The organism is Enterococcus florum, from assembly GCF_004309355.1.
GTDB classification, from domain to species: domain Bacteria; phylum Bacillota; class Bacilli; order Lactobacillales; family Enterococcaceae; genus Enterococcus_A; species Enterococcus_A florum.
Genome location: NZ_BJCC01000031.1, coordinates 137,923 through 161,995, shown reverse-complemented (window position 1 = coordinate 161,995; position 24,073 = coordinate 137,923). Strand labels below are relative to the sequence as shown.

The 24,073-nt window shown below is 43.4% G+C and carries 20 protein-coding genes; 3 read left to right on the top strand and 17 right to left on the bottom strand.

Features of this window, described 5'->3' with window-relative positions; genetic code table 11:
* Nucleotides 1-27 precede the first annotated feature (27 nt).
* The 11 genes from lepB to NRIC_RS16330 form a co-directional block, all read right to left on the bottom strand.
* Nucleotides 28-534: a signal peptidase I gene (gene lepB, locus NRIC_RS16380; protein WP_146623808.1), complete on the bottom strand. Its 507-nt coding sequence runs from the start codon at nt 532-534 to the stop codon at nt 28-30.
* Nucleotides 535-548: 14 nt separating this feature from the next.
* A complete protein-coding gene (locus tag NRIC_RS16375; RefSeq protein ID WP_146623787.1) occupies nt 549-2,642 on the bottom strand; it encodes a glucosaminidase domain-containing protein in 2,094 nt (697 codons plus the stop codon).
* A gap of 591 nt (nt 2,643-3,233) precedes the next feature.
* Nucleotides 3,234-4,130, bottom strand: coding sequence for a hydroxymethylbilane synthase (hemC, locus tag NRIC_RS16370; RefSeq protein ID WP_146623786.1), 897 nt, complete (start codon nt 4,128-4,130; stop codon nt 3,234-3,236).
* A 19-nt stretch (nt 4,131-4,149) separates the two neighbouring features.
* Nucleotides 4,150-4,971, bottom strand: a complete 822-nt coding sequence (locus tag NRIC_RS16365; protein ID WP_146623785.1) for a formate/nitrite transporter family protein — start codon at nt 4,969-4,971, stop codon at nt 4,150-4,152.
* Between the two features lie 174 nt (nt 4,972-5,145).
* A complete protein-coding gene (gene cobA / locus NRIC_RS16360; RefSeq protein ID WP_146623784.1) occupies nt 5,146-6,090 on the bottom strand; it encodes a uroporphyrinogen-III C-methyltransferase in 945 nt (314 codons plus the stop codon).
* Between the two features lie 2 nt (nt 6,091-6,092).
* Nucleotides 6,093-6,395 (bottom strand): nitrite reductase (NAD(P)H) small subunit, encoded by a 303-nt coding sequence (locus NRIC_RS16355; protein WP_146623783.1) that lies wholly within the window; start codon nt 6,393-6,395, stop codon nt 6,093-6,095.
* A 1-nt stretch (nt 6,396) separates the two neighbouring features.
* The gene (gene nirB, locus NRIC_RS16350) at nt 6,397-8,829 is read right to left on the bottom strand and encodes a nitrite reductase large subunit NirB (protein WP_146623782.1); all 2,433 of its coding nucleotides are present in this window, start codon (nt 8,827-8,829) and stop codon (nt 6,397-6,399) included.
* A gap of 193 nt (nt 8,830-9,022) precedes the next feature.
* A complete protein-coding gene (locus NRIC_RS16345; RefSeq protein WP_146623781.1) occupies nt 9,023-9,715 on the bottom strand; it encodes a sirohydrochlorin chelatase in 693 nt (230 codons plus the stop codon).
* Nucleotides 9,716-9,726: 11 nt separating this feature from the next.
* Entirely contained in the window at nt 9,727-10,359 is a 633-nt protein-coding gene (locus NRIC_RS16340) for a response regulator transcription factor (protein WP_146623780.1), read from the bottom strand.
* Nucleotides 10,337-11,344 (bottom strand): sensor histidine kinase, encoded by a 1,008-nt coding sequence (locus NRIC_RS16335; protein WP_146623779.1) that lies wholly within the window; start codon nt 11,342-11,344, stop codon nt 10,337-10,339. The genes NRIC_RS16340 and NRIC_RS16335 overlap by 23 nt, the downstream gene beginning before the upstream one ends.
* Before the next feature lie 7 nt (nt 11,345-11,351).
* Nucleotides 11,352-11,780, bottom strand: a complete 429-nt coding sequence (locus tag NRIC_RS16330) for a GAF domain-containing protein (RefSeq protein ID WP_146623778.1) — start codon at nt 11,778-11,780, stop codon at nt 11,352-11,354.
* A gap of 125 nt (nt 11,781-11,905) precedes the next feature.
* Between NRIC_RS16330 and NRIC_RS16325 the strand changes: the two genes are divergently transcribed.
* Nucleotides 11,906-13,399: an amino acid permease gene (locus NRIC_RS16325; RefSeq protein WP_146623777.1), complete on the top strand. Its 1,494-nt coding sequence runs from the start codon at nt 11,906-11,908 to the stop codon at nt 13,397-13,399.
* Here the strand turns inward: NRIC_RS16325 and NRIC_RS16320 are convergent.
* From NRIC_RS16320 to NRIC_RS16305, 4 genes are all read right to left on the bottom strand, one after another.
* Nucleotides 13,396-14,169 (bottom strand): helix-turn-helix domain-containing protein, encoded by a 774-nt coding sequence (locus NRIC_RS16320; RefSeq protein WP_146623776.1) that lies wholly within the window; start codon nt 14,167-14,169, stop codon nt 13,396-13,398. The genes NRIC_RS16325 and NRIC_RS16320 overlap by 4 nt on opposite strands.
* Nucleotides 14,170-14,297: 128 nt before the next feature.
* Complete coding sequence (locus NRIC_RS16315) at nt 14,298-14,723, bottom strand: heme-binding protein (protein ID WP_146623775.1); 426 nt, start codon at nt 14,721-14,723, stop codon at nt 14,298-14,300.
* 15 nt (nt 14,724-14,738) lie between these two features.
* The gene (scrK, locus tag NRIC_RS16310) at nt 14,739-15,611 is read right to left on the bottom strand and encodes a fructokinase ScrK (protein WP_146623807.1); all 873 of its coding nucleotides are present in this window, start codon (nt 15,609-15,611) and stop codon (nt 14,739-14,741) included.
* Between the two features lie 36 nt (nt 15,612-15,647).
* Entirely contained in the window at nt 15,648-16,472 is an 825-nt protein-coding gene (locus tag NRIC_RS16305; protein ID WP_146623774.1) for an AraC family transcriptional regulator, read from the bottom strand.
* Nucleotides 16,473-16,562: 90 nt separating this feature from the next.
* Here NRIC_RS16305 and NRIC_RS16300 point away from each other — a divergent pair, with 90 nt between their 5' ends.
* Entirely contained in the window at nt 16,563-18,734 is a 2,172-nt protein-coding gene (locus tag NRIC_RS16300) for an alpha-galactosidase (RefSeq protein ID WP_146623773.1), read from the top strand.
* Between the two features lie 47 nt (nt 18,735-18,781).
* Here the strand turns inward: NRIC_RS16300 and NRIC_RS16295 are convergent, their stop codons facing one another.
* Nucleotides 18,782-20,410 (bottom strand): glycoside hydrolase family 13 protein, encoded by a 1,629-nt coding sequence (locus NRIC_RS16295; protein WP_146623772.1) that lies wholly within the window; start codon nt 20,408-20,410, stop codon nt 18,782-18,784.
* Entirely contained in the window at nt 20,403-22,355 is a 1,953-nt protein-coding gene (locus NRIC_RS16290) for a sucrose-specific PTS transporter subunit IIBC (RefSeq protein WP_146623771.1), read from the bottom strand. The genes NRIC_RS16295 and NRIC_RS16290 overlap by 8 nt, the downstream gene beginning before the upstream one ends.
* A gap of 218 nt (nt 22,356-22,573) precedes the next feature.
* On the opposite strand from NRIC_RS16290, the gene NRIC_RS16285 reads away from it, so the two are divergent.
* Entirely contained in the window at nt 22,574-24,070 is a 1,497-nt protein-coding gene (locus tag NRIC_RS16285) for a sucrose-6-phosphate hydrolase (protein ID WP_146623770.1), read from the top strand.
* Nucleotides 24,071-24,073: the final 3 nt, after the last annotated feature.

Below are 24,073 nucleotides of genomic sequence, written 5' to 3'. Positions count from 1 at the left end.
TCTTCACCTCTAGTTTCTCATCTTTTTTTACCACACACGTAGTTGATAGACCCCTTCTATTTCTGCTTTATCAACGAAGCCAAAAGAACGACTGTCTACGGAAACATCCGTATTATCCCCAATGACAAAATACTGGTCCTTTGGAATCACGGTTTGTCCTGCGAGCGTCTCGGCTGTTTCAGGGGTCAGCTCGACACGTATCGTTGCCTTGAAATTGTCTTCTTCTCCCAGATCGATGATCATCGTTTCGTTTTGAATGATGATCGCATCTCCAGGAACCCCAATGACACGCTTGACGAACATGTCTTCTTCCCCCTCGACCGCAAAAGCAATGGTCTCATAGCGAACGATTCGCCCTTGCTTGTCGATCAGTACGTGGTCCCCATCATGTAAACTTTCCTCCATCGATGTTCCCGAAATCGGATGGACCATAAAACGTGTACGAATGACGATCCCCCCAAGAAGAACTGCTAATAGAAGAAATCCCCAGGAAAATCGTTTGATCCATTTGTCTATTGAAGTATCTTGGTCCATTTGCATACAAACTCCTACTTAGGCTCAATATAAGAGACTAAGTTTGATTTTGCCAACTCATTCCCGATCACCCGGTATGAAATCGTAGTTCCCCCAACCACGTTCCCTTCCGAGATCAGAATGCCATCTGGCCCAACCGCTTCAACAAAAGCCACATGTCCATAGCGAGGATCTGAGCCCGCAGTTCCTGGAGAGAAGGAGATCAGCCATCCAGCTTTTGGTGTACTGCTTACCTTGTAGCCGAGACTTCTACCTTTAGTTCCCCATTCACCACCATTGCCCATGAAATCATCTACTCGTTTTCCAAGCTGTGCAACTCGGTTGAAAGCATACCAAGTGCATTGCCCAACTGGATAAGAACCAGATGTGTTGTAATTCTTACCATTGTAATCAGGATACTTCATCGCTTTGCGATATACTTCTGGGATATTTTCTTTTCCTTGTAAAATCGCGCTTGTTTCAGTTCCTGTACCGGTAACACTTCTTGGAATATCGTATTCCGTTAAATGATAAACGGCGATCAAAGAACTCAATTTCCGATTATATGAGCTGTCTGTAGCATATTTTCCAGTCAAGAAATCTGCGGCTCTCAAATAGTTTTTTGCTTTTGAGCGCCATGCTCCAGTATAGAAGTCATCATTGCCCTGAACGCCCCCACGCAGCAAGGTCACGTAATCTCCTAATGATTCTCCGTAGCTAGGATAGCTTCTGAAAGCCGAGGTGGTCGTGTACATGTCGCCTGATCCACGATCCTCTTGGGTCGACATACTGACTGAGCTTCCTTGGAAACTACCTTTGATTCCAAATAAATTGTAATGCGGTGCTACAGATAAACCGCTAGTTCCTGAGGCGCTCTCCAAGATTGCTTGCGCGATCATCACCGAAGCAAATACATCATATTTCAAACCAAGTTCCTGTGCCTGATCTGATATCTTGTCAATGAAGGCTTGTGTCTGTTCATTTGCGCGGTAGTCCATGGAAGCAGGATAAGCTTTTTCAACCGTTTTTCCATAATCGGTCGGTGTCAAATCGGTCATCTGCTTGGCAGAAAGTTTTTCTTCCTTGAGCTCTGAGAAATCCTCTACAAACACCTGTTGTTCTTCCACGTTCAAGTAGTACTCATCACCTAAGTACATACCGATCAATTTACCTTCTTGATACAACAAGTCCCCTGGCTGCTTCTCTTCAAAAGCAACCTCTTGCTGTTTGACCTGATCATAGCTTTGGTCGAACAGCTGATACGTTAAGTAGTCGATCAGCTCTTCTACATTTGTGATGTCTTGCTTTTCCTTTTCATCACTTTCCTTATCCAGTACCTTCTCTGCGCCAACCTGCTTGATTCCTTCATAAATCAGCAATGCTCGATTTTTATCCTCGAAGGATTGCAGCAGCGGCAGTTCAAAGCTGTTCAAATCAGATTCTGCGACTTCACTGACTAAAAATGATTCATCTAATTCAACATCATTCACATCTGGCAGTGCGGAATTCCTCGGATTTGAGAACGTCGGCAATGACGAGTTCACATTTACAGAGGGTGGGTTGCTTGGTTTGATTTGACTGTTAGAACCACTTGAGCTCTGATTAGTCTGCCCTTTAGAATCGCTCGATGCAGTCCCAGGTTTGCTAGTCGAAGTTGAAGAAGACCCTGTTGACGAACTTGAACTCGACGATGACCCTGAATTAGAGGTACTTGATGTACCAGACGAACTCGACGATGTTGGCCGTGTTGCACTGGAGCTTGAGTTGCTACTCGTAGAAGACGTACTGCTAGAGCTCTGTGTAGCGCTGGTTTGACTTTCTCCTGGATCTTCTGATGAAGAAGTCGGTTCCTTGTTGGGCGGCGTTTCTACAATTGTACTTGATTCTGGTACTGCGACCGGCGGGACTGCTGGTGCAGGTTCTGGTGCCGGAGCTGGTTCTGGAGTAACGATCGGAACTTCGATTTGATTGACCGATTCTCCTGTTGAATTCGGAGCCTCCGCTTCTCCAGCCACCTCTACCGGGGCACCTGCTGCAGAATCATCGGCTTTAAGTTTTTCTCCATACAAACTGTGAACAGTTAAAATACTGAAGGCAGCCACACAAAGCCCCCATGTACTTTTTTTCATCAAATTTCCTCCTAACATATGAAATAGCCATAAGAATATTTGCACTTAGGCAAATTGGGATTTTTCTTAATAAAATAGTTTTAAAGACAAAGAAAAAGCGTCCAAGTCTCTATTCTAATTTTTAGTCTTCTATCTATTTTACATCAGTCATTCGACGAACTTTATTCAAAAATATTTAATAATATTATGAACATTTGAAAATCCGAATCTTTCAATTTGTTAAAGTATTTTGTAAATCAAAGAATATTATTCATTTAACGTATATTCCTTTACGTTATTATATCATAGTTGCAAATGGATTATAAAAAAATTATTTTTTACTTATTTTAGAAACAAGATTTCACGAAGTATCCAATTCCAACTCTTTCCAACCCATATACTGAATGATTTGACAATTTTTTGGATAGATCGCATAAGTAAGCTTTTGCATGAAATCAACCTTTTTACACCTATCCACACTTTTCTAATTTCTGCTAATAACAAAAAAAGACTTTGGATCAATGTTTTATCCAAAGTCTAATCTAGTCTCAATATTTATGTTGAGTTTCCATCATAAATTTCTTCTATTACTATAAAATTCAACTATCTTGATCAGCAATACTGTCTGTTGGGCATCAGTTGTTTAAGTGCGTCTTTTGCCAACGACAATGGATCTTTCCCGGTTAGTCGAATTTGCTTCCCTTCAGCTTCTACAGTTTCTGCCAAAAACCCATAAAATTCCCAAGCTTCATTGAACCTCTTTGCAAAAGCACCGACTGGTATGTCACAATTGCCGTCCATTTGATGCAAAAAATACCGTTCAGCCTCTGCGGCCGCCTGCGTTTCTGAATCGGTCAACTGAGCAAGCAATTGTTGAAGCGCACTATCCTCTCTACGGCATTCAACACCTAAAATACCTTGCCCTACTGCAGGAACACATTCTTCAGGCGTCAAAATGCGAAATGCAGACAGCTGAGAAAAATAGTTCATTCTTTCTAATCCGGCACAAGCCAATATCGTGCCGTCCATATTCTCTTTGACCATTTTATTGAGCCGCGTTTCAATTTTTCCGCGAATAGGCACGATTTCAGCATTCGGATAAAGTCGAAGGATTTGTTTCGCTCGTCGAATGCTGCTAGTCCCAATGACTATGTTTTGGTCCGCAGATAGGAGTTTGGCTTCCTTTAAAATCAAGCAGTCATACGGCATCGCCCGTTTTGGCGTAGCAGCTAACACAAGATCCTCGGGCAGACGCGCAGGCAGATCCTTTAAGCTGTGGACCGCAAAATCAATTGCTTTTTCTTGCAGCTGATATTCAACTTCCTTCACAAAGACACCTTTTCCGCCAATTTGGGTTAAGGGTGCTTGCTGCAGTCGGTCTCCTTTGGTAGAAAGACCTACAATTTCAATCTCCAGCGAAGGATTGATTTTTTTCAGTTGATCAACGACCAGCTGCGTTTGGCGAATCGCTAACGGACTTTTCCGTGTGCCTACTCTTAAGGTGTTCATTCATTTCCCTCTATCCGAATTATTCTTCTACGATTATAGATGAGCTGTCCGGCTTTTCCAACTCTTTTGAAGCTGGCTTCATACCTACTTTAAAAGCTAAGAAATACATACCAGCTAAAATGACGCCGCCGCCTACTAAATTTCCAGTCCAAACAAAAACCATGTTTTGGATAAACTCCCCAATGGTTGCTCCGCCGGCTAAGATACCTGCGGCAATTAGAAACATGTTCGCTACCACGTGCTGATAACCTGCAATGACAAAGCCAGCAACCGGCAGGAAAGTCCCTAAAATTTTTCCGACAAAATCGCGAGCAGCCATATTCATGTATACCCCAGTACAAACCAAAATATTACAGGCTACTCCTGATAGGAAAGCTTGCAGCGGTGCATCCGCAGTCCGCCCTTGCGCCACCGCAATCGTTCGTTCCACAAAAGCTCCCTGCAGAGTGTTAGAAAAGTAACCGAAGAAAACAGCCACTGCTACCGCGCCAACTAAATTAAACAGCGTAACCAAAAACATATTGCGCGCCCATTGCTTCAAGGTAATCTCTTTGGCATAGAGAGCCATGCTGACGGCCAGCATATTACCGGTAACCAACTCGCCCCCCACTAGTAATAAACAAATAAGTCCAAATGGGAACATCAAGGCACCGGTCAGATTTACTAAGGTTCCCCATTCTTTAGGCATAGATCCCATGGTTCGGATCATTGCTACTCCGGCCAAACCAATAAACACCCCTGCCATAATTCCTAAAACAGCCGTGGTTAACACGCTGTAATTCGCTTTCGCCTTGCCTCGGGCAATCGCTTCGTCAACTAACTCTTTTGGTGATAAAGACATTATGAAACACCTCTTCTTCCTATTTTGGTACTAATTTTTCTTGGGAAAATTAGTCTGATTCTCAGGCCGCATACCATTCCGCTAAGTTTATTGGCCTTGTTCTTTCTATTTCCGTTAAATGGATTACTGGGGAAAGAATAACTGGCGTCTTTTCTTTTCCATCTAACTCTTTCATCAATCTTCGTACGCTTTTTTGGCTTGTTCATCCATGAACAAGACTTGATAAAAGGAATGCTCTGACAAAAAGCGTTCACTGACTTCATCAAAGCGTGTATCCCGATGTTCACCCACCTGGTGCCACCAAATATCGGCGCCTTGACTGGTGAAGGTTCTCAATTCCTCCATGGTTGGTGCTTTTGAAGCGACCAGTAAGATGTATTCACCGAATTTTGGCAACTGGTCAAACCAGCTAAATGATGCTTCAGCTTGAACAGCTTCACCGATAAACGTCATGGCTGGGTTCTTAATTCCAGCCCGCTTGATTTTCGCCTCAATGTCAGTAAAATCACCCACTACTTTTTGCTGGCGGCCATAAGTTCCCCAGCTGATCACCGCAATATCAGTATTCCTCGTAAAGCCTTGTTCCTGCAAATGAGTAATAAATTTCGGCAAAGCCTCCATGCCCATATATAAACAAATCGTTTGCTTTTGGCCCAACACGGGAAAAGTTTGCTGATCATTGTCCTTTAAATGCCCAGTCATAAAGATTACCGAGCGCGCTTTACCACGCTCAGTCAAGGAAATGCCGTTGTAAGCAGCCGTTGCGCTGGCTGACGTTATGCCTGGGACTACTTCAAAAGGAATTTCAGCAGCTGATACAGTTTCCAGCTCTTCAGTTAAACGACCAAAGATCACCGGATCGCCGCCTTTTAAGCGGACAATCCGGAAATGTTTTTGGTGTGTGTCAATCAAAAGCTGGTTGATTGCTTCCTGTTTCATAGTTTCTTGATACGGTGTTTTTCCCACATAAATGAATTGGCAAGTCTTCTGGCAATGAAACAACAGCAAGGGATTGACGAGACGATCATAAATCACTGCATCTGCTTCCTGCAATAGACGTTGACCTTTGACAGTTAACAATTCGATATCCCCAGGTCCAGCTCCGACAAATGAAATCATCGCTACACCTCTACAAAAATGTCGTCGTCAATCACTTCAACTGGATAAACCTTCAGCTGGCCCTCATCCGGCTCTTGAATCACACCGTCAACCAGAGATATCTTGTATTCCCGCATGGGTTCGTATAAATATTCGCCAGAAACGATGCCTTCTAAAACAGGTGCGTTCGTTAATGGGCAGTAGTCTTCAATAGCAAAAATGCGGCCATCGCTGACTTGGAAAATCGCAATTTTTTGATCCTCAAGGACGACTGGGCGGCCGATACGAGGAATAAGTTTCGATTTTTTAGTTGCTAATACGCGCATATTATTCACCTACTCCTACTAATTCTGGTTTTTCGATGGTGTACATTTTCTCACGCAAATCAACGTCTTTTGTGATTGGTCCCCATGCGTCGTTACGCCCTTTCGCTGCAATGGCTTTATTCAAACCTTCCCACAACTCTTTGCGTTTATCAGCATCTAGTAAGACAGTTTTTACGTTTTCAAAGCCCATGCGTTCTACCCATGGTGCTGTTCGTTCGCCGTAGATGCCCGTTTCGCGGTAGTATTGCAGCATCGCACCGCAAAGATCAACTACTTCATCTTCTGTTTCAGCGGTTATCAAGTGCTGTGCTTCTACCAATTCAGTCCCGCCGTTTCCGCCGATCATGATTTGGAAGCCATTTTCAACACCGATAATTCCGAAGTCCTTGACTGCTGATTCGACGCAGCTTCGTGGGCAGCCAGAAACACCGACCTTGAATTTATGCGGAGTATCAATGTATTCGAAATTTTCTTCGATGCGCACACCCAGCTCCATCGTTTTTTGAGTACCAAAGCGGCAGAAGCTTTGACCGACACAGGTTTTCACTGAACGGAACACTTTACCGTAAGCTTGGGCAGCTATCATATCCAGCTCTTCCCATATTTTCGGCAAGTCTTCTTTTTTGACCCCATATAACCCGATTCGTTGTGAGCCGGTCACTTTAACTAATGGCACATTGTAGCGTTCAGCGACTTGCGCTAATTTCATTAACTGCTGAGGAGAGGTTTGGCCGCCACGCATTCTTGGAACTACCGAGAAGGTGCCGTCCTTTTGAATGTTGGCATGCATCCGTTCATTGGCAACCCGTGAGTCTCTTTCATCTTCATGCTCCTCTGGCCAAGCGACATTTAAGTAGAAGTTAACTGCTGGACGGCATTTCGAACAGCCTTCAGCATTGCGCCATTCTAACGCGTCAAAAACTGCTTGCGTGCTGGTTAAATGCTTCGCATAAATTTGGGTCACTACTTGATCACGATTCAGATCGGTACAAGGACAAATGCCGGTGGCAGTCGTTACTGCATCCCCTAATTCATACTCCAGTAAGGTTTGAACCTGCGGCTTACATTTTCCGCAGGAGGTTCCAGCTTTGGTTACTTTACCAACTTCTGAGACACTCGTTAGGCCTTTTTCTCGAATAGATTGCAGGATTTTACCCTTTTCAACACCGTTACAGCCGCAGACTGTTTCGTCGTCATCCCATTCAATGACATCTTGACCCATACCAGCACCTTCACCGATTGCCTGTAAGACTGCGATTGACTGCAGATCTTCAATCGTTTGGCCTTTTTTCATCATGTTGTAGTAACGGCTGCCGTCATCCGTATCGCCGTACAGCACGATCCCTTGAATTTTGCCGTCTTTTAGAAATATTTTTTTGTATTTCCGAGATGCGCTGTCAAAGGCTTCGATACTGTCCATGCCTTCAGTGTTTAAGATGTTGCCAGCTGAATACAGGTCTGCTCCCGATACTTTCAGTGAGGTAAAGGTCTTAGACCCTTGGTAAGCCTTCACTTCAGCTTGACCAGTTAAAACATCCGCCAAAATCTTGCCTTGTTCAAACAATGGCGCAACTAACCCGTAGCAAATCCCGTTATGCTCCACACATTCACCAACACCATAAATATCTGGCAGGCTGGTAGCCATGTAGTCATCCACTACGATGCCGCGATTGACTGCTAAGCCGATTTCGCGCGCAAGCTCAACGGCCGGACGAATCCCAATCGACATTACGATTAAATCTGTTTCAATTTCCGTTTCATTAGAAAACCGCATGCCAGTAACTCGTTGATCCCCTAAAATTTCTTGGGTGCTGTATTCCATCAAGAACTTCAAACCTTGATCCTCCAGCTCAGCCTGCAGCAGTTTGCCGGCTTTTTCATCCAATTGAGTTTCCATCAACCATTTCGCCAAATGAACAACGGTGACGTCCATGCCTTGCTCCTGCAACCCCTTAGCTGCTTCTAAACCTAGAAGTCCGCCGCCAATAACCACTGCTTTTTTATATTTGACAGAAGCCGCCAGCATTTCAGCCGTATCATCGATGGTCCGAAACGCCACAACGCCCTCTTTATCCGCACCAGGAATCGGCAGGATAAATGGATGTGAGCCAGTAGCCATAATCAATTTGTCATAAGGAACGGATTCCCCTGATTCGGTGGTAACAGTTTTCAATTCTGTATCCACACCCACCGCTGGATTGTTGTTAATTAAGAAAATCTGATTTTCTTCGTACCAATCCAAGGGATTTGTGATGATCTCATCCACCGTCATTTTCTTTTGCAAAACATTTGACAGCATAATGCGATTGTAATTTGGGTATTCTTCATTGCCAATAATCGTAATTTCGTAACGGTCAGGATCACGCTCCAGAATTTCTTCTACTGTACGCACACCTGCCATCCCATTGCCAATGACAACTAAACGTTCTTTCATTCATTTCCACCTCAACCAGCTTATTGTTTGTTCATAACATCACAATAAAGGAAATGGTGAATGATTTATATTAGGGAATCCCCTATTTGTTTTCAGAAAAGCTCAAAATATTTTACAAAAACAGGTGTTTTTGGTAACAAAAAGACCGGAAGCTGCATGGCTTTCGGTCGTCCTTCAGTTCTTTTAACTAAGTTCAATACGAATGTACGTCTTTCAGTCGTTCGATGATGGCTTCTTCTAAAGCTGGCTGATTCTGTAAGGTAGGCAGCAGTTCATCAATCGCTCCTCTTTTTTCACAGATTTCATTCTTAATTTTCTTAGCTAAATACCCCGAAGTTAAGAATAAAGGTTGAATGATCAATGGCTCAGGGTGCTTCGCTAATATTTCTTGGTAAAGGTGTTCTCCGTGATAATGCGCAGGGTAAACCTGCTTGCCTGTCGCATCGGCTACCTCATTTGCTAATTGCTTTAGTTGCAGATAAGGCTCTTCATAGTGCGGCGTTCCGTGGGCAATCAACAAGACATCTTGCTCCGCTGCACTATGCTGTTCAATTTGATCAATGACGTACTCCTTAATTGCCTGAGTAGTACCCAAAGTGTTCAGCACTTGATAAGGGATTTTATTCTGCAGCATTCCTTCCGCTCGCTCCGGCAGCTCCTCCTTCGCATGCGTAGCTGGAAATAACAGAATCGGCAGAAAAATGATTTCTTCCACCTGTTTATTCAGCAATGCTTTCACCGCATCTTCCAGCGTTTGATGTTCCCCCTCTAAAAGACCGATTTCATACGGCTCCTCTAATTTGGATGCTATTTTATTAATGACAGATAAATTTGCTGTTGAGATTTTGTTTTTTCGGCCATGCAAAACAAAAATGATTCCTTTCACTGCTTCTCCTCCTAAAAATCGATCAGATGATGCTTCAAGCTGTATTGCAGCAGGCTGGCATAGCTTTCTAATTTAAGTTTTTTCCGTACGTTGGCTTTATGGACTTCAACCGTTTTGACTGATATAAATAACCGTTCTGCAATTTGTTTATTGTTATATCCCAGTGCAATCAGCGGCAAAATTTCTTTCTCACGTTTGGATAGACTGGCATACAAAGGATCTTCTTTTTCCAATGCGATTTCGCTTAACGTATGCTCTGTGTATCCATCATAGAAACGTTCGCCCTGATACACTCTGCGAATCGCTTCAATTAAAGTCTCATCGTTGGCTGTTTTTAATAAAAAGCCATCTGCTTGTGCCTCCAATGCTTCACGAACATAAGACCGTTCATCATGCATCGTTAAAATGATGACTTTCACCTCAGGAAAGGATTCCTTTAAACGCTTCGTTGTCAACAATCCATTTTCCCCTGGAGGCATACTGATATCGATCAAAACAATATCAATAGTATTGTTTTCTACAGTTATGAAAACCTCATGACCATCAGCCGCATCTGCTACCACTTGCATATCGGCTTGAGCGTTGATCAAAAAAGCCAATGCATTTCTGATCATCACATGGTCATCTGCTATCAGAATGTTCATTCTCAGTTTGTCCCTCCTTTAAAGGAATCTGCATTTGGACCACGGTTCCTTGTCCACGCTTTGAATCCACTGTCAAGTGACTGCCGATCGAGTGGGCACGTTCTTTCATATTTACTAAGCCAAAGCCACTTTCATGCTGGATCAGATCGAAGCCCTTTCCTTGATCCCGAATGCGAACCAGCAAGGCTTCATCTTTAAAATCTAAAATCAGTTCAAGACTATTCTCCCCTGAATATTTCATCGCATTCGAAGCCGCCTCTTGAACAATTCGGTAAATAGAGATACGGACTGCTTCTGTTAGAGGCTGCTTCACCCCTAAAACAATCAAATCAATCTCAAAGCCAGTCATTTCTCTGGTCCTTTCAATGAATTGCTCCAGTGCTTGAACAAGACCAAACTCGTCAATTGCCATCGGACGTAATTCTCCTGCTAAATCTTTGATCTCCTTCAATACTTCTGTAAAATGTTGATCGATCAGCTGCATTTTCCTTGCTCTTTGCGCTTCAGAGACCCATTTTAACCCACGAGTCTCTAGCATCAGACCATAAACACTCTGTGCAATGCCATCATGTAAATCCTGCGCAATTTTTTTCCGTTCCAATTCTCGAACATTGTTTAAATACTCAAACAAAGAATCCTGGCTATCCACATTCGTCTTGTTTCGAATCTGCAATATTAGTTGGTCCCTGTTTTCATCGACACGTCCCCAAAATTCTTCAGGCCTTTCTTCTTTTGACAACAAAACGAACGGAAAGCCTGATGGAGACAGGTTCCCTTCCAAAGGACAATTGAGACACTCTTCTTTCGTACTATGCAGCGCACAGCCTTTTCCGCGGCTGATATCTAAGACAGCTTGCAGCTTAAACCGATAGTTGGTTTCAATCTCTTCTGCCATGTGTGTTTTAGCAATTTGTTGACCTTTTTGATCAATCACCCATATCGGTTCCTGAATAGTTTGAAACAATGAATTATCTAACTGAAGCAAACGGATTTCACTCCTCTAATAGTTGGTTGAGTTCCACGGCTGCTGACTCCACTTCTGCTTGTTCTTCAGAAGTGAATGGATGGTCGTCACGGTACCCGCTCATTAACACTGCAAATACTACCTGTTGACTCATGACAGGCACAGCTAAAGCAGTATGCAGCTTTTCAAGACGTGCAATCGGGTATTCAATTAATTTATCTGGCTGATCAAAAATTCGTTCATCCAATTGCTTGCGTGCTGTTTTCCAAACCATTCCAGCAATTCCCCGCCCAACTTGTAAACGGATATTTTTATAGGCTTCACTTTGATTTCCTACTACATGAAGCCAACGAATTTCTTTTGGAGCATTTTCCGGTGCTGCATCCATAGCAATCCCTAAAAAATCGCAGGCCCACTTTTCCTGATGGTCTTTTAACCATTTCTCTATCGATTCCATCTTCGATTACTCCAATTCCCTAATTATTTATTGACCTCTTGAAGTTTGTTATGTGTTTCACTACTATTAGTAGACAATGATTCAGTATCATCATACCAGAAGTTCAGTGGAAGGTGCGTGAAAAAATGCGCAAGAATCTCTCCTTGCCAAATTTAGTATTGATCATCACTACAACCGTATTCTCTTTTTCTAGTATGACGACCGCCTTTTTTATGATGGGCAGTCGTTCTCTGATTTGGTTTTTCATAAGTGCAGGCTGTTACTTCATTCCATATGCGATCATCGTAGCACAATATACAAAAAAATATGCCCGCCTTTCCGGATCAATTTACGATTGGCTAAAGGATTCTTTATCGCCTAAAACGGCCTTTGTAACAGCCTTTTTGTGGTATTGCAGCTACTTTATCTGGATGATCAGTTTGTTTATGAAGCTGCTGATTCCGTTATCGGTTCTGTTATTTGGGCAGGATCTGACCGGAAAAATTCACTGGCTGGGGCTGCCCCCCCAGGTTTGGTTGGTTTGTTTTTCGATTTTTGCGGTCTTCCTTTTGACAGGCTTGATCAATCGCGGTTTTCAAACGATCGTATCTTTTTTGAAGCTTAGTGGCTATGCCATGATCGGTTTGCTTCTGCTATCTTTACTAAGTAATCTGGCGATTATCTTGCATCAGCCAGAGCAGGTTGCTGCCAACATCGCTGAAAGTTTACATGCCCCTAATTTTTTTACTGATACTAACGAACACTTTCTATCTCAGCTGCCCTTTTTCATTTTTTCCATTACGGCCTTTGGCGGTTTGGATACCGTTGCCAGTTTAGCCGATCGTACGAAAGAAAGTCAAACCCGTTTTCCTAAAGCGGTTGTTTATAGTGCCGGATTGATCCTCTTGCTGTACTTTAGCGGGATTATCTTGTGGAGTGGTGCGACAAATCTAGAGCAGTTGCGCGGCGGTAATCAGATGCATTTAGGGAACTTGATGTACGGCCTGGTTGGAAGTACGGCTCATTCTTTAAGCAAGGTTTTAGATTTAAACAGCAGTCAAGGTCAGCTGCTCTATCAAGTGTACATTCGTTACACAGCTCTTACAATGTTTGTGTCTTACCTCAGCTTATTGTCGTCAATCACTTACGGTCCACTGAAAAGCTTGATCCAAGGCACTCCAAAGGAGCTTTGGCCGCAGAAACTGGTACGCTTAAACAAGCAGCAAATGCCGGCGAAAGCCTTGTGGTTCCAGTCGCTGTTATTGGCTTTATGTATTGTTGCATTATCATTGAATCATTCTTTTGTTGGTGATTTGTTTAATCAGCTGACCTATATGACTAATGTTTCGCGGGCACTACCTTACTTTATCGTCGCGATGAGCTTTCCTTTCTTCCTCCAAAAGGGCATCGTTCAACCTTGCGAGCTGTTAATTCATCGAAAGTCCATTAATTATAGTCTTTCCTTGAGTGTTTGTGCTTGTATCTTTCTGGCGATTGCCTTTCAGATTTATGAACCACTAAAAGTTGGAAATTATCTGAATTTCTTCACCTTGATCATTGGACCATTGCTATTCGGCGGCCTAGCTAGTTGGATTTATCAACGCTTGGAACGTAGACAAAAAAGAAGCAGATTCGCTTAATGCGAACCCGCTTCTTTTTGATGCATATACTCATAAAGCGAATGCCCTTGGATCAGCTCTGGCAGAAGGACATCAGGGTCTTTCACCGGAATGCCTTTTCTTTCCATAAAAGCAGCAAACTGCGGCAAAAACTCCCTGGCATCGGCAGGTAAATCCAGCGAAAACGATCCTTGTTCTTTGGTTTTTACCAATAAGTAAAAGGGGTCTTTGTTTAGATCGATCGGTGAAAAGCGTTTCCGAATGATATAGATGATCTCAAACGATTCGATCATTTCATAGGTTAAGCTCGCTTGATCGCTTCTTTTTCTGATTATTTGCAAAGCCAATTTAAAGGGATTGCTGGCAAATCGTTCAACAGTAATTGCTTGCTGGTGAATGACCCAGTAATCGTCAACTAGCATCGGCAGGTTGGCTAAAGTGATCAGTATAATCAAAGCGATTATCACGAGCGAGATCACCAGTGAGAAGCCCAAAAGCGGAACCAGCACGAAAAACATCAGCCAGAAAAACCAGATTTTTCCATAGCTTATCCGAAACATTCCTTTGCCTACGACATAAGGCTTTTTAAAAAAAGGACTTCCTTGAACCAACTCGTCCAACGAAACATTGTACAAATCACTTAATAGAATCAGATTATCAATACTTGGTACTGCCTCGCCGTTCTCCCATTTGGCCACTGCCTGTCTGGATAAGTATAATTGATCAGCTAATTCCTGCTGAGTCCAGTTGGCTTCTAGGCGTCGCATTTTTAGTAATTGATTAATTTGCATGTTGGCCACCTCCTACTATCAGTGTACCAAATCCTAGTGCAGAGGCACGCAACTGTTGGTTGCCTGAATAAAAATGAAACAAAAAAGCTGCTTTATCAGCATTCCCTCCTGTTCCATTTCTCCAATTCTTAAATAAACTCCCGAACCGTCTCTGTTAATAGCACATGGTCTTCATCATGCTTCAATCCTGAAACTCCGATCACACCCCGAACTTCACCTTTAATAATAATTGGAAAACCGCCACCACAAACAGCATACTGCTCATCGTTAACCCAATCATTGTACTCATCCTGGTGGAAAAAAATATACAGCGAAGAGTGTCCACTGTCTAAAACCGTCTTTTCTTTGCGCTTCAGCCAATTGTCTTCCGTTTTGCCATCCATTAAATATTGAAAAACCAGCAGATCATCTAAAAGAATACGGACGCCGACACTTTTTAGCTGACGCTCTTTGACCTTTTCAACGATTCGCTGTGCAATTTTAAAACCCAGCTCATGGGTAAATTCAGTAAAAACTACTTCTTGTTCATCTTGAATCACTTGTTGTTTATCCATTTGGCTGACCCCTTTTTATGAATGCAGCTTGCTGTCTCTAGCTAAAGCTAAACAGCCAACGGTTCCTGCATTATCGCCTAATTCTGGTGTCACAATATAGTCCTCTAGCTTCGGTGTTTTAACATAGCCTTGCATTAATTCGTCAAAGGCTTTGTAGATCTTAGGCATTAATTGCTTCTGCTTCATGATTCCGCCACCAAAAATAATCTTGTCTGGTGACAGCATCAACGTAGTATTGTAGGCACACTGTGCCAGATAATACGCTTCAATATCCCAGTTTGGATCATCCGCTGCTAAATCCTGACCTTTTTGACCAGATCGTTTTTCCATCGCTGGTCCAGCTGCCATGCCTTCCAAACAAGTTTTGTGGAACGGGCAATTGCCTTCAAAAGAATCTTCCGGATGGTTGCGTACCAGCATATGCCCCATTTCCGGATGACTGAAGCCTTCCACGAAAACACCGTCTTGCAGCGCACCTCCGCCAACACCGGTTCCAACTGTATAATAAACGACACTAGAATAGCCTTGGCCTTCTCCAGCGATATACTCGCCATAACATGCCGCATTTACGTCAGTGGTCCATGCCATCGGAATATTGAATTCTTTTTTCAACGTACCGACAAAATCAAAGTTCTGCCATGCCAGTTTAGGGGTTGAAGTAATATACCCATAAGTTGGTGAATCCCGATGAATATCGATCGGACCAAAGGAACCAATCCCGATACTTTCCAATTCCACCTGATAATCTTTAAAGAAATCAACCACCAGCTTCATGGTTTCCTCAGGGGTAGTGGTAGGGAAACTCACCCGTTTTGTAATGTTTAAGTCGCTGTCACCGATCGCACAAACAAACTTTGTGCCACCTGCTTCAATTGATCCGTATACCATGTTGTCACTCCTCAGTTTTTTCATTCATTGCCCCTCCTACTCAGTGGAGCTGGGCTCTGTAAATAATTGTTTATTTTTTTGATAGTCGCTAGGTGTCATTCCCAGTTCTATCTTAAACACTTTAGCAAAATAATTCCCATTAGAAAAACCCACCTGCTGGGCAACTTCATCAACCGTACGCTGGCCCTCCAGCAACAAAGGCAACGCCCGCATCAAGCGATACCGCTTCAAATACGCCATGGGTGAACTGTCAAAAGCCTGTTCAAACAAGCGAATACTTTTGTACTTGGACAGCTGAAGCACTTCTTCAATCTCCGTTAGTCCGATGGATTCCTGATAATGCTGTTCCAAATAACTTTTTATTTGCTCAGCAACTGGATGTTCCTCCGTTTTCCTCGTCAGCAATTCTTTTTTCAGCTCAATAATTAATTGATACGCTGCCTGCGTATTAACAAAAAAGTCCAGCTCAGAAAGCGCTCTTAGCTGCTCTGTCAGGGTTAATAAATACTGCTGAAAATGCGCGGAGCAGTTATGATGGCTTTGATTGACTGGATAAAACCAGGGAATCATCTCTTTAGAAAACTCAAAGAACAAAAACTGCCAGTCTTCTTGCCCGTAATAGCGGCACTCTCCCGGAACCTCCGTCAGAAAAAAACTGCCCGCCTGCTGCTGAATCCTCTGATCAGACATTTCAAAGATCCCTGTTCCCGCCAATGTATACTGCAGAACAATCAGATTATCTTTTCTTTTTCGGCTGTCCCAGTAATAACTTTCACTGCCATGTCCGTAGCCGATCCCCTGTAAATACGGCAACGAATAATGATCCAAATAGTAATAGTTATGCGAAAAATAGTTTTGCAATTTTTTACCTCATACCTACAATTATTTCTTCTTGTTTGTCGCTGATGGATTGCTTATGCTTACAGTATACAGAAGAAGGGAGCAGATTTCATGCCCATTTTATTCGATTCTAAAAAACAAGTATTTCACCTATCCAATGCCCAGATTAGTTACGTCATTGGGATTGAAAAGGAGCGCTACCTTACCCATCGTTACTTTGGCCAAGCATTGCCTTTTTATACTGGCAGCAACGCCCTGCAGCGGATTGACCGCGGTTTTGCTACCAATCCCGATGAAAGCGATCGTACCTTTTCGTTAAATGCCTTGCCGATGGAAACAAGTACCCAAGGAACCGGAGACCACCGTATCAGCAACTATCAAATTCGTTCAGCGAATGGTTCTAACATAACCAATTTCTTTTACCGCAGCCATAAAATTTCTTCCGTCAAACCAGCCTTAGACGGTCTGCCTAGCCTGCGAAGCAAAGAAGCCACTACCTTAGAAATAACTTTATACGATGCTGTCCAAGATTTGGAAATGGTGCTGGTTTATTCTCTTTACGAAGATCAGCCAGTTATCACTCGCAGCGTTCGTTTCCATAATCAGGGAACTGAAACAGTCGTTTTAGAAAATGCCGGCTCTATGATGCTGGATTTGCCAACTACTCATTTTGATTTGATTACCTTAAATGGGGCCCATACGAATGAAGCGAATCTTTCTCGACAAGCCTTGCACGCAGGGATTCAAAAAATTGAAAGCTCCCGAGGAACCAGCAGTCCTCAGCATCAGCCCTTCTTGGCCCTGGCAGATCCCAGCACCACCGAATTTCAAGGAGAAGTGTATGCCTTTCACTTTATCTACAGCGGCAACTTCACAGCTCAGGTTGAGGTTGAACAATACGGCTCCAGCCGAGTGCAAATGGGCATTCAGTCGGAAACCTTCGAATGGTGCTTAGAACCTAAACAAGCCTTCCAAACACCGGAAGTGGTACTGAATTATTCAACAACTGGCTTCAATGGAATGTCGCAAACCTTTCACGACCTTTATCAGCAGCACTTAATTCCTAGCAGCTGGCAAAACAAGGAACGACCAATTCTGCTGAATACCTGGGAAGCAAATTATTTCGATTTCCATGAAGCTGATCTGCTAAAGCAGGCTGATCTAGCCAAGGAAACCGGGATTGAACTATTTGTTCTAGACGATGGCTGGTTTGGTCAACGTAACGACGATGCTTCCTCTTTAGGCGACTGGCATGAAAATCAGGAAAAACTGCCTCAAGGGATTGCGGGTCTGGCAGATAAAATCCAACAAAAGGGCCTGCAGTTTGGCCTATGGTTTGAACCAGAAATGATCTCAAAAAACAGTCAGTTGTTTGAAGAACATCCCGACTGGGCACTGCAGGTTCCCCAATATCCATTGACCGAGGGCCGCCGACAATATGTCTTAGACTTAAGCCAGACAGCTGTTCAGGATTTCCTGATTGATATGCTTAGCAGCTATTTGTCCACTGGTAAAATCGACTACATTAAATGGGATATGAATCGTCATTTGACTGAGGTTGGCAGTCTAGCCTTCCCTGCTGCCCAGCAAAAAGAAATTACTCATCGGTACGTATTAGGTCTTTACCGCGTGCTGGAGGCAATCACCAGCAAGTATCCCGAGTGTCTATTCGAAAACTGCTCCAGCGGCGGTGGTCGTTTTGATCCAGGCATGATGCATTACATGCCTCAAACCTGGACCAGTGATAATACCGATGCCCTTTGCCGCAGTCAAATCCAGTATGGCTATAGCTATTTGTATCCACCAATCATGATGGGAGCACACGTTTCACCTGTGCCGAATCATCAGGTAGGGCGAAGCACCAATCTGCATACCCGCGGCTTAATTGCCATGAGCGGAAATTTTGGCTATGAGCTGGATCTCACAGCTTTACCTGCCAATGAACTGGAAGAAATTGCGCAGCAAATCACTTTTTATAAGAAGCATCGTACCCTATTCCAATTTGGCCGCTTCTATCGATTGCAGCCAGCTAATGATTTCTTCGCTACTGCCTGGCTGATTGTCAGCGAGGACGAAGCTGCAGTTATCTACTTCAATGGCTTAGCTCGCCCGGCTGTACCCGTTACGTATTTGAAGACGCACTATTTAGAGGAGCAAGCCCTTTATGAAGACCTGGAAACCGGCCAGCAAATCTCTGGTGCCGAATTGAATCATGCCGGCATTGCGATTCCCCGAATCAAGGAAGACTTTGCTACCCTGCTGTTCCACTGGAAAAAATGTTAACCCAAAGATTCCCTTGCAGTGATTTCAATCGCTGCAAGGGAGTCTTTTTATTTATTACGCTTTATTGCATATGCCTCGTAAGGCTTCAATTGCGTCCATTGCTGAGGACTTTCAGCGTAGTTATGAATCAATGCTTCTCCCTCTGGCCAAGTCTGTTCCAATGAATAGCTTTGGCTTGCCTTAGAAAAGTTAACCACTGTCAGAATCTCTTCCTTGTCATCTAAGCGCCGATAAGCCAATACCTCAGGATTATTGGTCTCCACTACTTGATAGCCGCCAGACACAATAACCTTGTGCGTTTTTCTAAGGTGAATCAGTTTCTGATACGTATAAAAAAGAGAGTTCTTATCCGCCAAAGCAGCTTCAACATTAATCGTCGGATAATTGGAATGAACTGGCAGCCAAGGCTCTGCTTCACTAAAGCCAGCATTCTTTTCTTGATTCCATTGCATAGGATGGCGAGCGTTGTCCCGCCCCTTCGCATTAATCGAAGCAATGATCTCCTCGACTGGATACCCTTCCTCCATTCGATGGTTGTAGGTACGGATACTTTCAATATCATCCACCTCTTCAATCGACTGAATCGGATAGTTGACCATGCCGATTTCTTCCCCTTGATAAATATAAGGAGTCCCCTTCATGAAATGCAGATAGATGGCCAGCATCTTACCGCTCAATTCCCGGAACTCTGGCGAATCATCCCCCCAGCGAGAAATAGTCCGCGGCAAATCATGGTTATTCCAAAACAGCGAGTTCCAGCCCTTTTGATCCAGCTGAACTTGCCATTTAGAAAATACGTCATGCAGCTCCTGCGGGTCTAAAGCCTTCAAATCCCATTTGCGTTTACCCGACTGTTTATCCAAATTAATGTGTTCAAATTGGAAAACCATTGACAGTTCCTGGCGATCAGGACCCGAATACAATTCCGCAATCTCTGGAGTTGCTCCCCAGGTCTCACCAACCGTCAATACATCATAGTTGCCAAAGGTTTGCTGGTTCATTTCCTGCAACAGCTCATGCAGCTTCGGTCCATTTTTGGTGATGGCTTTATCCGGATCCTTACCAATCAAATCGATGACATCTAAACGAAACCCGCCAATGCCTTTGGCTAACCAATAGTTCATCATGTCCCAAATCGCCTGCTTCATTTGCGGATTTTCCCAATTGAGATCGGGCTGCTTTTTAGAATGCAGATGCAGATAATAGTGACCTAAATGAGGAACATAGGTCCAGGCCGAGCTGGTGAAATTCGATTGCAACTCATTTGGTGGACCGCCATTGACGCCCCTTCGCCAAACATAAAAATTATAGTAAGGATTTTCCGGACCTTTTAAGGCTTCTTGAAACCACGGATGTTCATCAGAGGTATGGTTCACCACCAAATCCATCACCAGCTTGATGCCACGCTTTCCAGCCTCTTCGATCAATTGATCCATATCTTCCATCGTGCCATATTCAGGACCAATCGCTTCATAATCACTAATATCGTAGCCATTGTCATCATTCGGCGAGCGATAAACTGGGCTCAACCAAAGAGCATCAATCCCCAAAAAGGCTAGATAATCTAGCCTTTGGGTGATTCCCTTCAAGTCACCAATTCCATCTTGGTTACTGTCTTGGAAACTGCGAGGATATATTTGATAGATCACGGCTTCCTGCCACCAAGGATTACGCATGGGCTTCGCTCACTGCCACTAAATCCTCACCAGCAGCAATCTGTGTCTTATCTAAGACAGCTACTTCACCATAGGCAGCCGTATTGGTCACCAATAGCATGACCGTGTCATCGTAGCCAGCTTCCTTAATCGCATCACGATCAAAGGTTCCCAGCAATTCGCCTTTCTTCACTCGTTCACCACGTTTTTTATTGGTGGTAAAGAATTTTCCTGCCAGATTCACTGTATCAATTCCAATATGGATCAACACCTCAGCTCCGCTGTCTGATTGAATACCATACGCATGTTTTGAATCATACATCACAGTCAATACCCCATCGGCTGGTGCGAAAACCTGATTGTCTTCTGGAAGCACTGCGACACCTTTGCCCATCATTTCAGTTGAAAACACTGGGTCATTGACCTTTTTCAAAGGAATCACTTTTCCAGCAACTGCGGTGGCCAATACTTCATCTTGCAGGACAACTGCTTGATCTGGATTCTCATTGATTGCCACTGCGGCTTCCCCGTCCGTCGTTTCTGTTACTGGAACGTCCATTTTCTTCTTCCCATAAACAAAGGTCAAGCCAAAGCCTAGTACGAAGCTGATGACTACACTAATCATGAAGAAAGGAATCGATTTTGGTGCAATAGAGATAAATCCGATCACACTGGCTGGTCCCATCGCTACAGATAATACATGGAAAAGACCAAGAGATACACTGGCAATCCCTGAAGCAATCATGGCACAAATGAATGGGAATTTCAGCTTCAAATTAATCCCGAAAATGGCTGGTTCAGTAATACCTAGTAAAGCGGAGATACTTGCTGAAGATGCCAAGCTCTTTTGTTTTTCATTTTTCGTTAAAATAAAGATCGCTAACGTTGCAGCACCTTGTGCAATGTTTGCCATGGAAGCAACTGGGAAGATAAACGATCCGCCAGTTCGAGCAACATCTGCCAGCAAAGTGGTTTCAATTGCCGGGAAGCTTTGGTGCAAACCAGTAATAACAATTGGTGAATAGAATAAACCAAAGACCCCCAAGCCAACTGCCCCGGTTGTTTCATACAACCAAACCAGTCCATCTGTTAAACCGTCAGAAACAGTACGCATGATTGGTCCAACGATAATAAAGGTTAAGAATCCAGTGATAATAATTGCTAACATCGGTGTAAAGGTATAATCAAAAGCTGCGGAGATTTTTTTATGGAAGAATTTCTCTAAGGTTGCTAAAATCCAAGAAACAGCCAGGACTGGCAACACAGAGCCTTGATACCCTGCTTGAGCAACCTCTAAACCAAAAATGTTCCAATAAGGCATGGTGCCTTCTGCAATCGCATTCGCAACCCCATATCCATTGATTAGATCGGGCATAACCATGACCATCCCCATCGCAGCACCAAGGTAACCATTCCCGCCAAAGCGTTTTGTCGCCGAGAAACCAACTAGAATTGGCAAGAAGGCGAATGGTGCCGAAGACAACAGATTAATGATACTGGCAACATCCTGAATGTTCGGAAACATTTCAACAACTGATTGAGGGCCAAATAAATTAGGAGACGTTAAGACATTGTTGATCGCCATTAACAAACCGCCAGCAACCAAAGCCGGTACAATTGGAACAAAAATATCGGATAATACCTTGATGAAGGCCATCACTGGATTGGTCTTTTTCCCTTCAGCCGCTACAGCTTTCAAATCCTCTGTAGATGCTTCCTTGACATTCGTCAGCTTAACTAATTCAGCATAAACCTTGTTTACATCCCCAGGACCAATGATGATTTGAAATTGTCCATTGGCTTCAAAGGTTCCTTTAACGTCCTCGTTATTATCTAATGCTGCATGATCAACCTTGCTAGGGTCTTTTAAAACTAAACGTAAACGAGTGGCGCAGTGGGCGGCGGCTTGAATGTTCCCCTCCCCGACTGCTTTGTTTACTTCCTGTGCTACCTTTTGATGATTCATATTTAAGCTCCTTCCCATGTAATCGCTTTTTTCATTCTTATCATACAAAGTTATCAGCAAAATGTCAAACGTTTATCAAAAATATTTTTATAAAAATCTATAAACGGCTTGAAACCAACAAAAAGTTTGCTTTTAATAATGATATACGTTTGACAATTTAGTTTGAATGAAGTATCTTAATAGCGAAGGAATACGTTTTCTAAGAGGGGAGCTTACTTATGGAATTAATTAAAAACTGGACCGATGCGCTACGTTATCAACCTTATGATCAATGGGACAAAAACTATCAGCAGCTGTTGACTGAAACAGTCAATCACTCTCGCTGGCGGCAGCACTACCATATTCAACCGGAGAGCGGTCTTTTGAATGACCCCAACGGCTTCTCCTATTTTAATGGCCAATGGCATCTTTTTTATCAAGCCTATCCAATGGGACCTGTCCATGGGGTGAAGTCTTGGTACCATGTCACTTCAAATAATCTGGTAGATTGGCAGTCTAAAGGGCTGGCCCTGTTGCCTGATATGGCTTATGACAGCCACGGCGTATACTCCGGTTCTGGAATTGTAGTTGATGATGAGCTGATACTGACTTACACCGGAAATGTTCGGGATCAAAATTGGCAGCGGAAATCCTATCAAATGCTGGCAGCAATGAATACACAAGGGGAAATCATAAAAGCGGAGGAACCCTTGATCCCTGCACCGCCAAAGGGTTATACTCATGAGTTTCGCGATCCGCAGGTATTTAAGTATCAAGATCAATACTGGCTGCTGATTGGAGCCCAAACGGATGAGCTTGAAGGAAAAGTCTTAGCTTATTCTGGTGACAGCTTAGAAAGTCTTGAATTTCGCGGCGAGCTGCGATTTGCTGATCATTCCATGGGCTTTATGGTTGAATGTCCCAATCTGGTCTTTATTGAAGAAACACCTGTCTTTCTTTTCTGCCCTCAAGGCCTAGACAAAGAAATTACGGATTACCAAAATATTTACCCGAATACTTATATTGTTGCTGAAAACTTTGACACGGATAAACTAACTCTGACTCAACCAACTGCACTGAAAAACCTGGACGAAGGCTTTGACGTCTATGCAACCCAAGCCTTCAATGCACCTGACGGACGAGCTTTATCTGTCAGCTGGATTGGCGTACCCGAGATTGCCTACCCAAGTGACCATGAAGGCTGGGCTCATTGTCTCAGTATCGTTAAAGAATTGAAGTTGAAAAACGAGAAATTGTATCAAACACCAGTCAAGGAACAAGCTGAATTACGCCAAGAGCATACCCTGCTTACAGGTGACTTAACGTCGCAGCCTACAACTTTAATGGAAGAAACGAACAATTGCTACGAAATGATTTTAGAATTCCCAGCTGACAGTCAAGGCAAGCTGCACGTATTTGCCGATCAAAAATTGACTCACTCATTGGTTATCGATTTTGATACAAAAAATGGTATGATTAAGATGGATCGCACAAACGCAGGCAGTCCTTTTGCTCAAGAATACGGAACCACCCGTTCTGTTTCGATCGAAAAAAATCAACCCCTCACTCTGCAGCTCTTCGTGGATCAATCCGTTTGCGAACTATTTATCAACGAAGGCCAACAGGTTGTAACTGCTCGTCTCTTTCCCGATGAAGGGGCAGATAGACTATTGATTGAAGGAACAGGTTCTTATGCAGGTGATTTCTGGCGTTTGCGCAAAATGAAAAACGACTAAGGA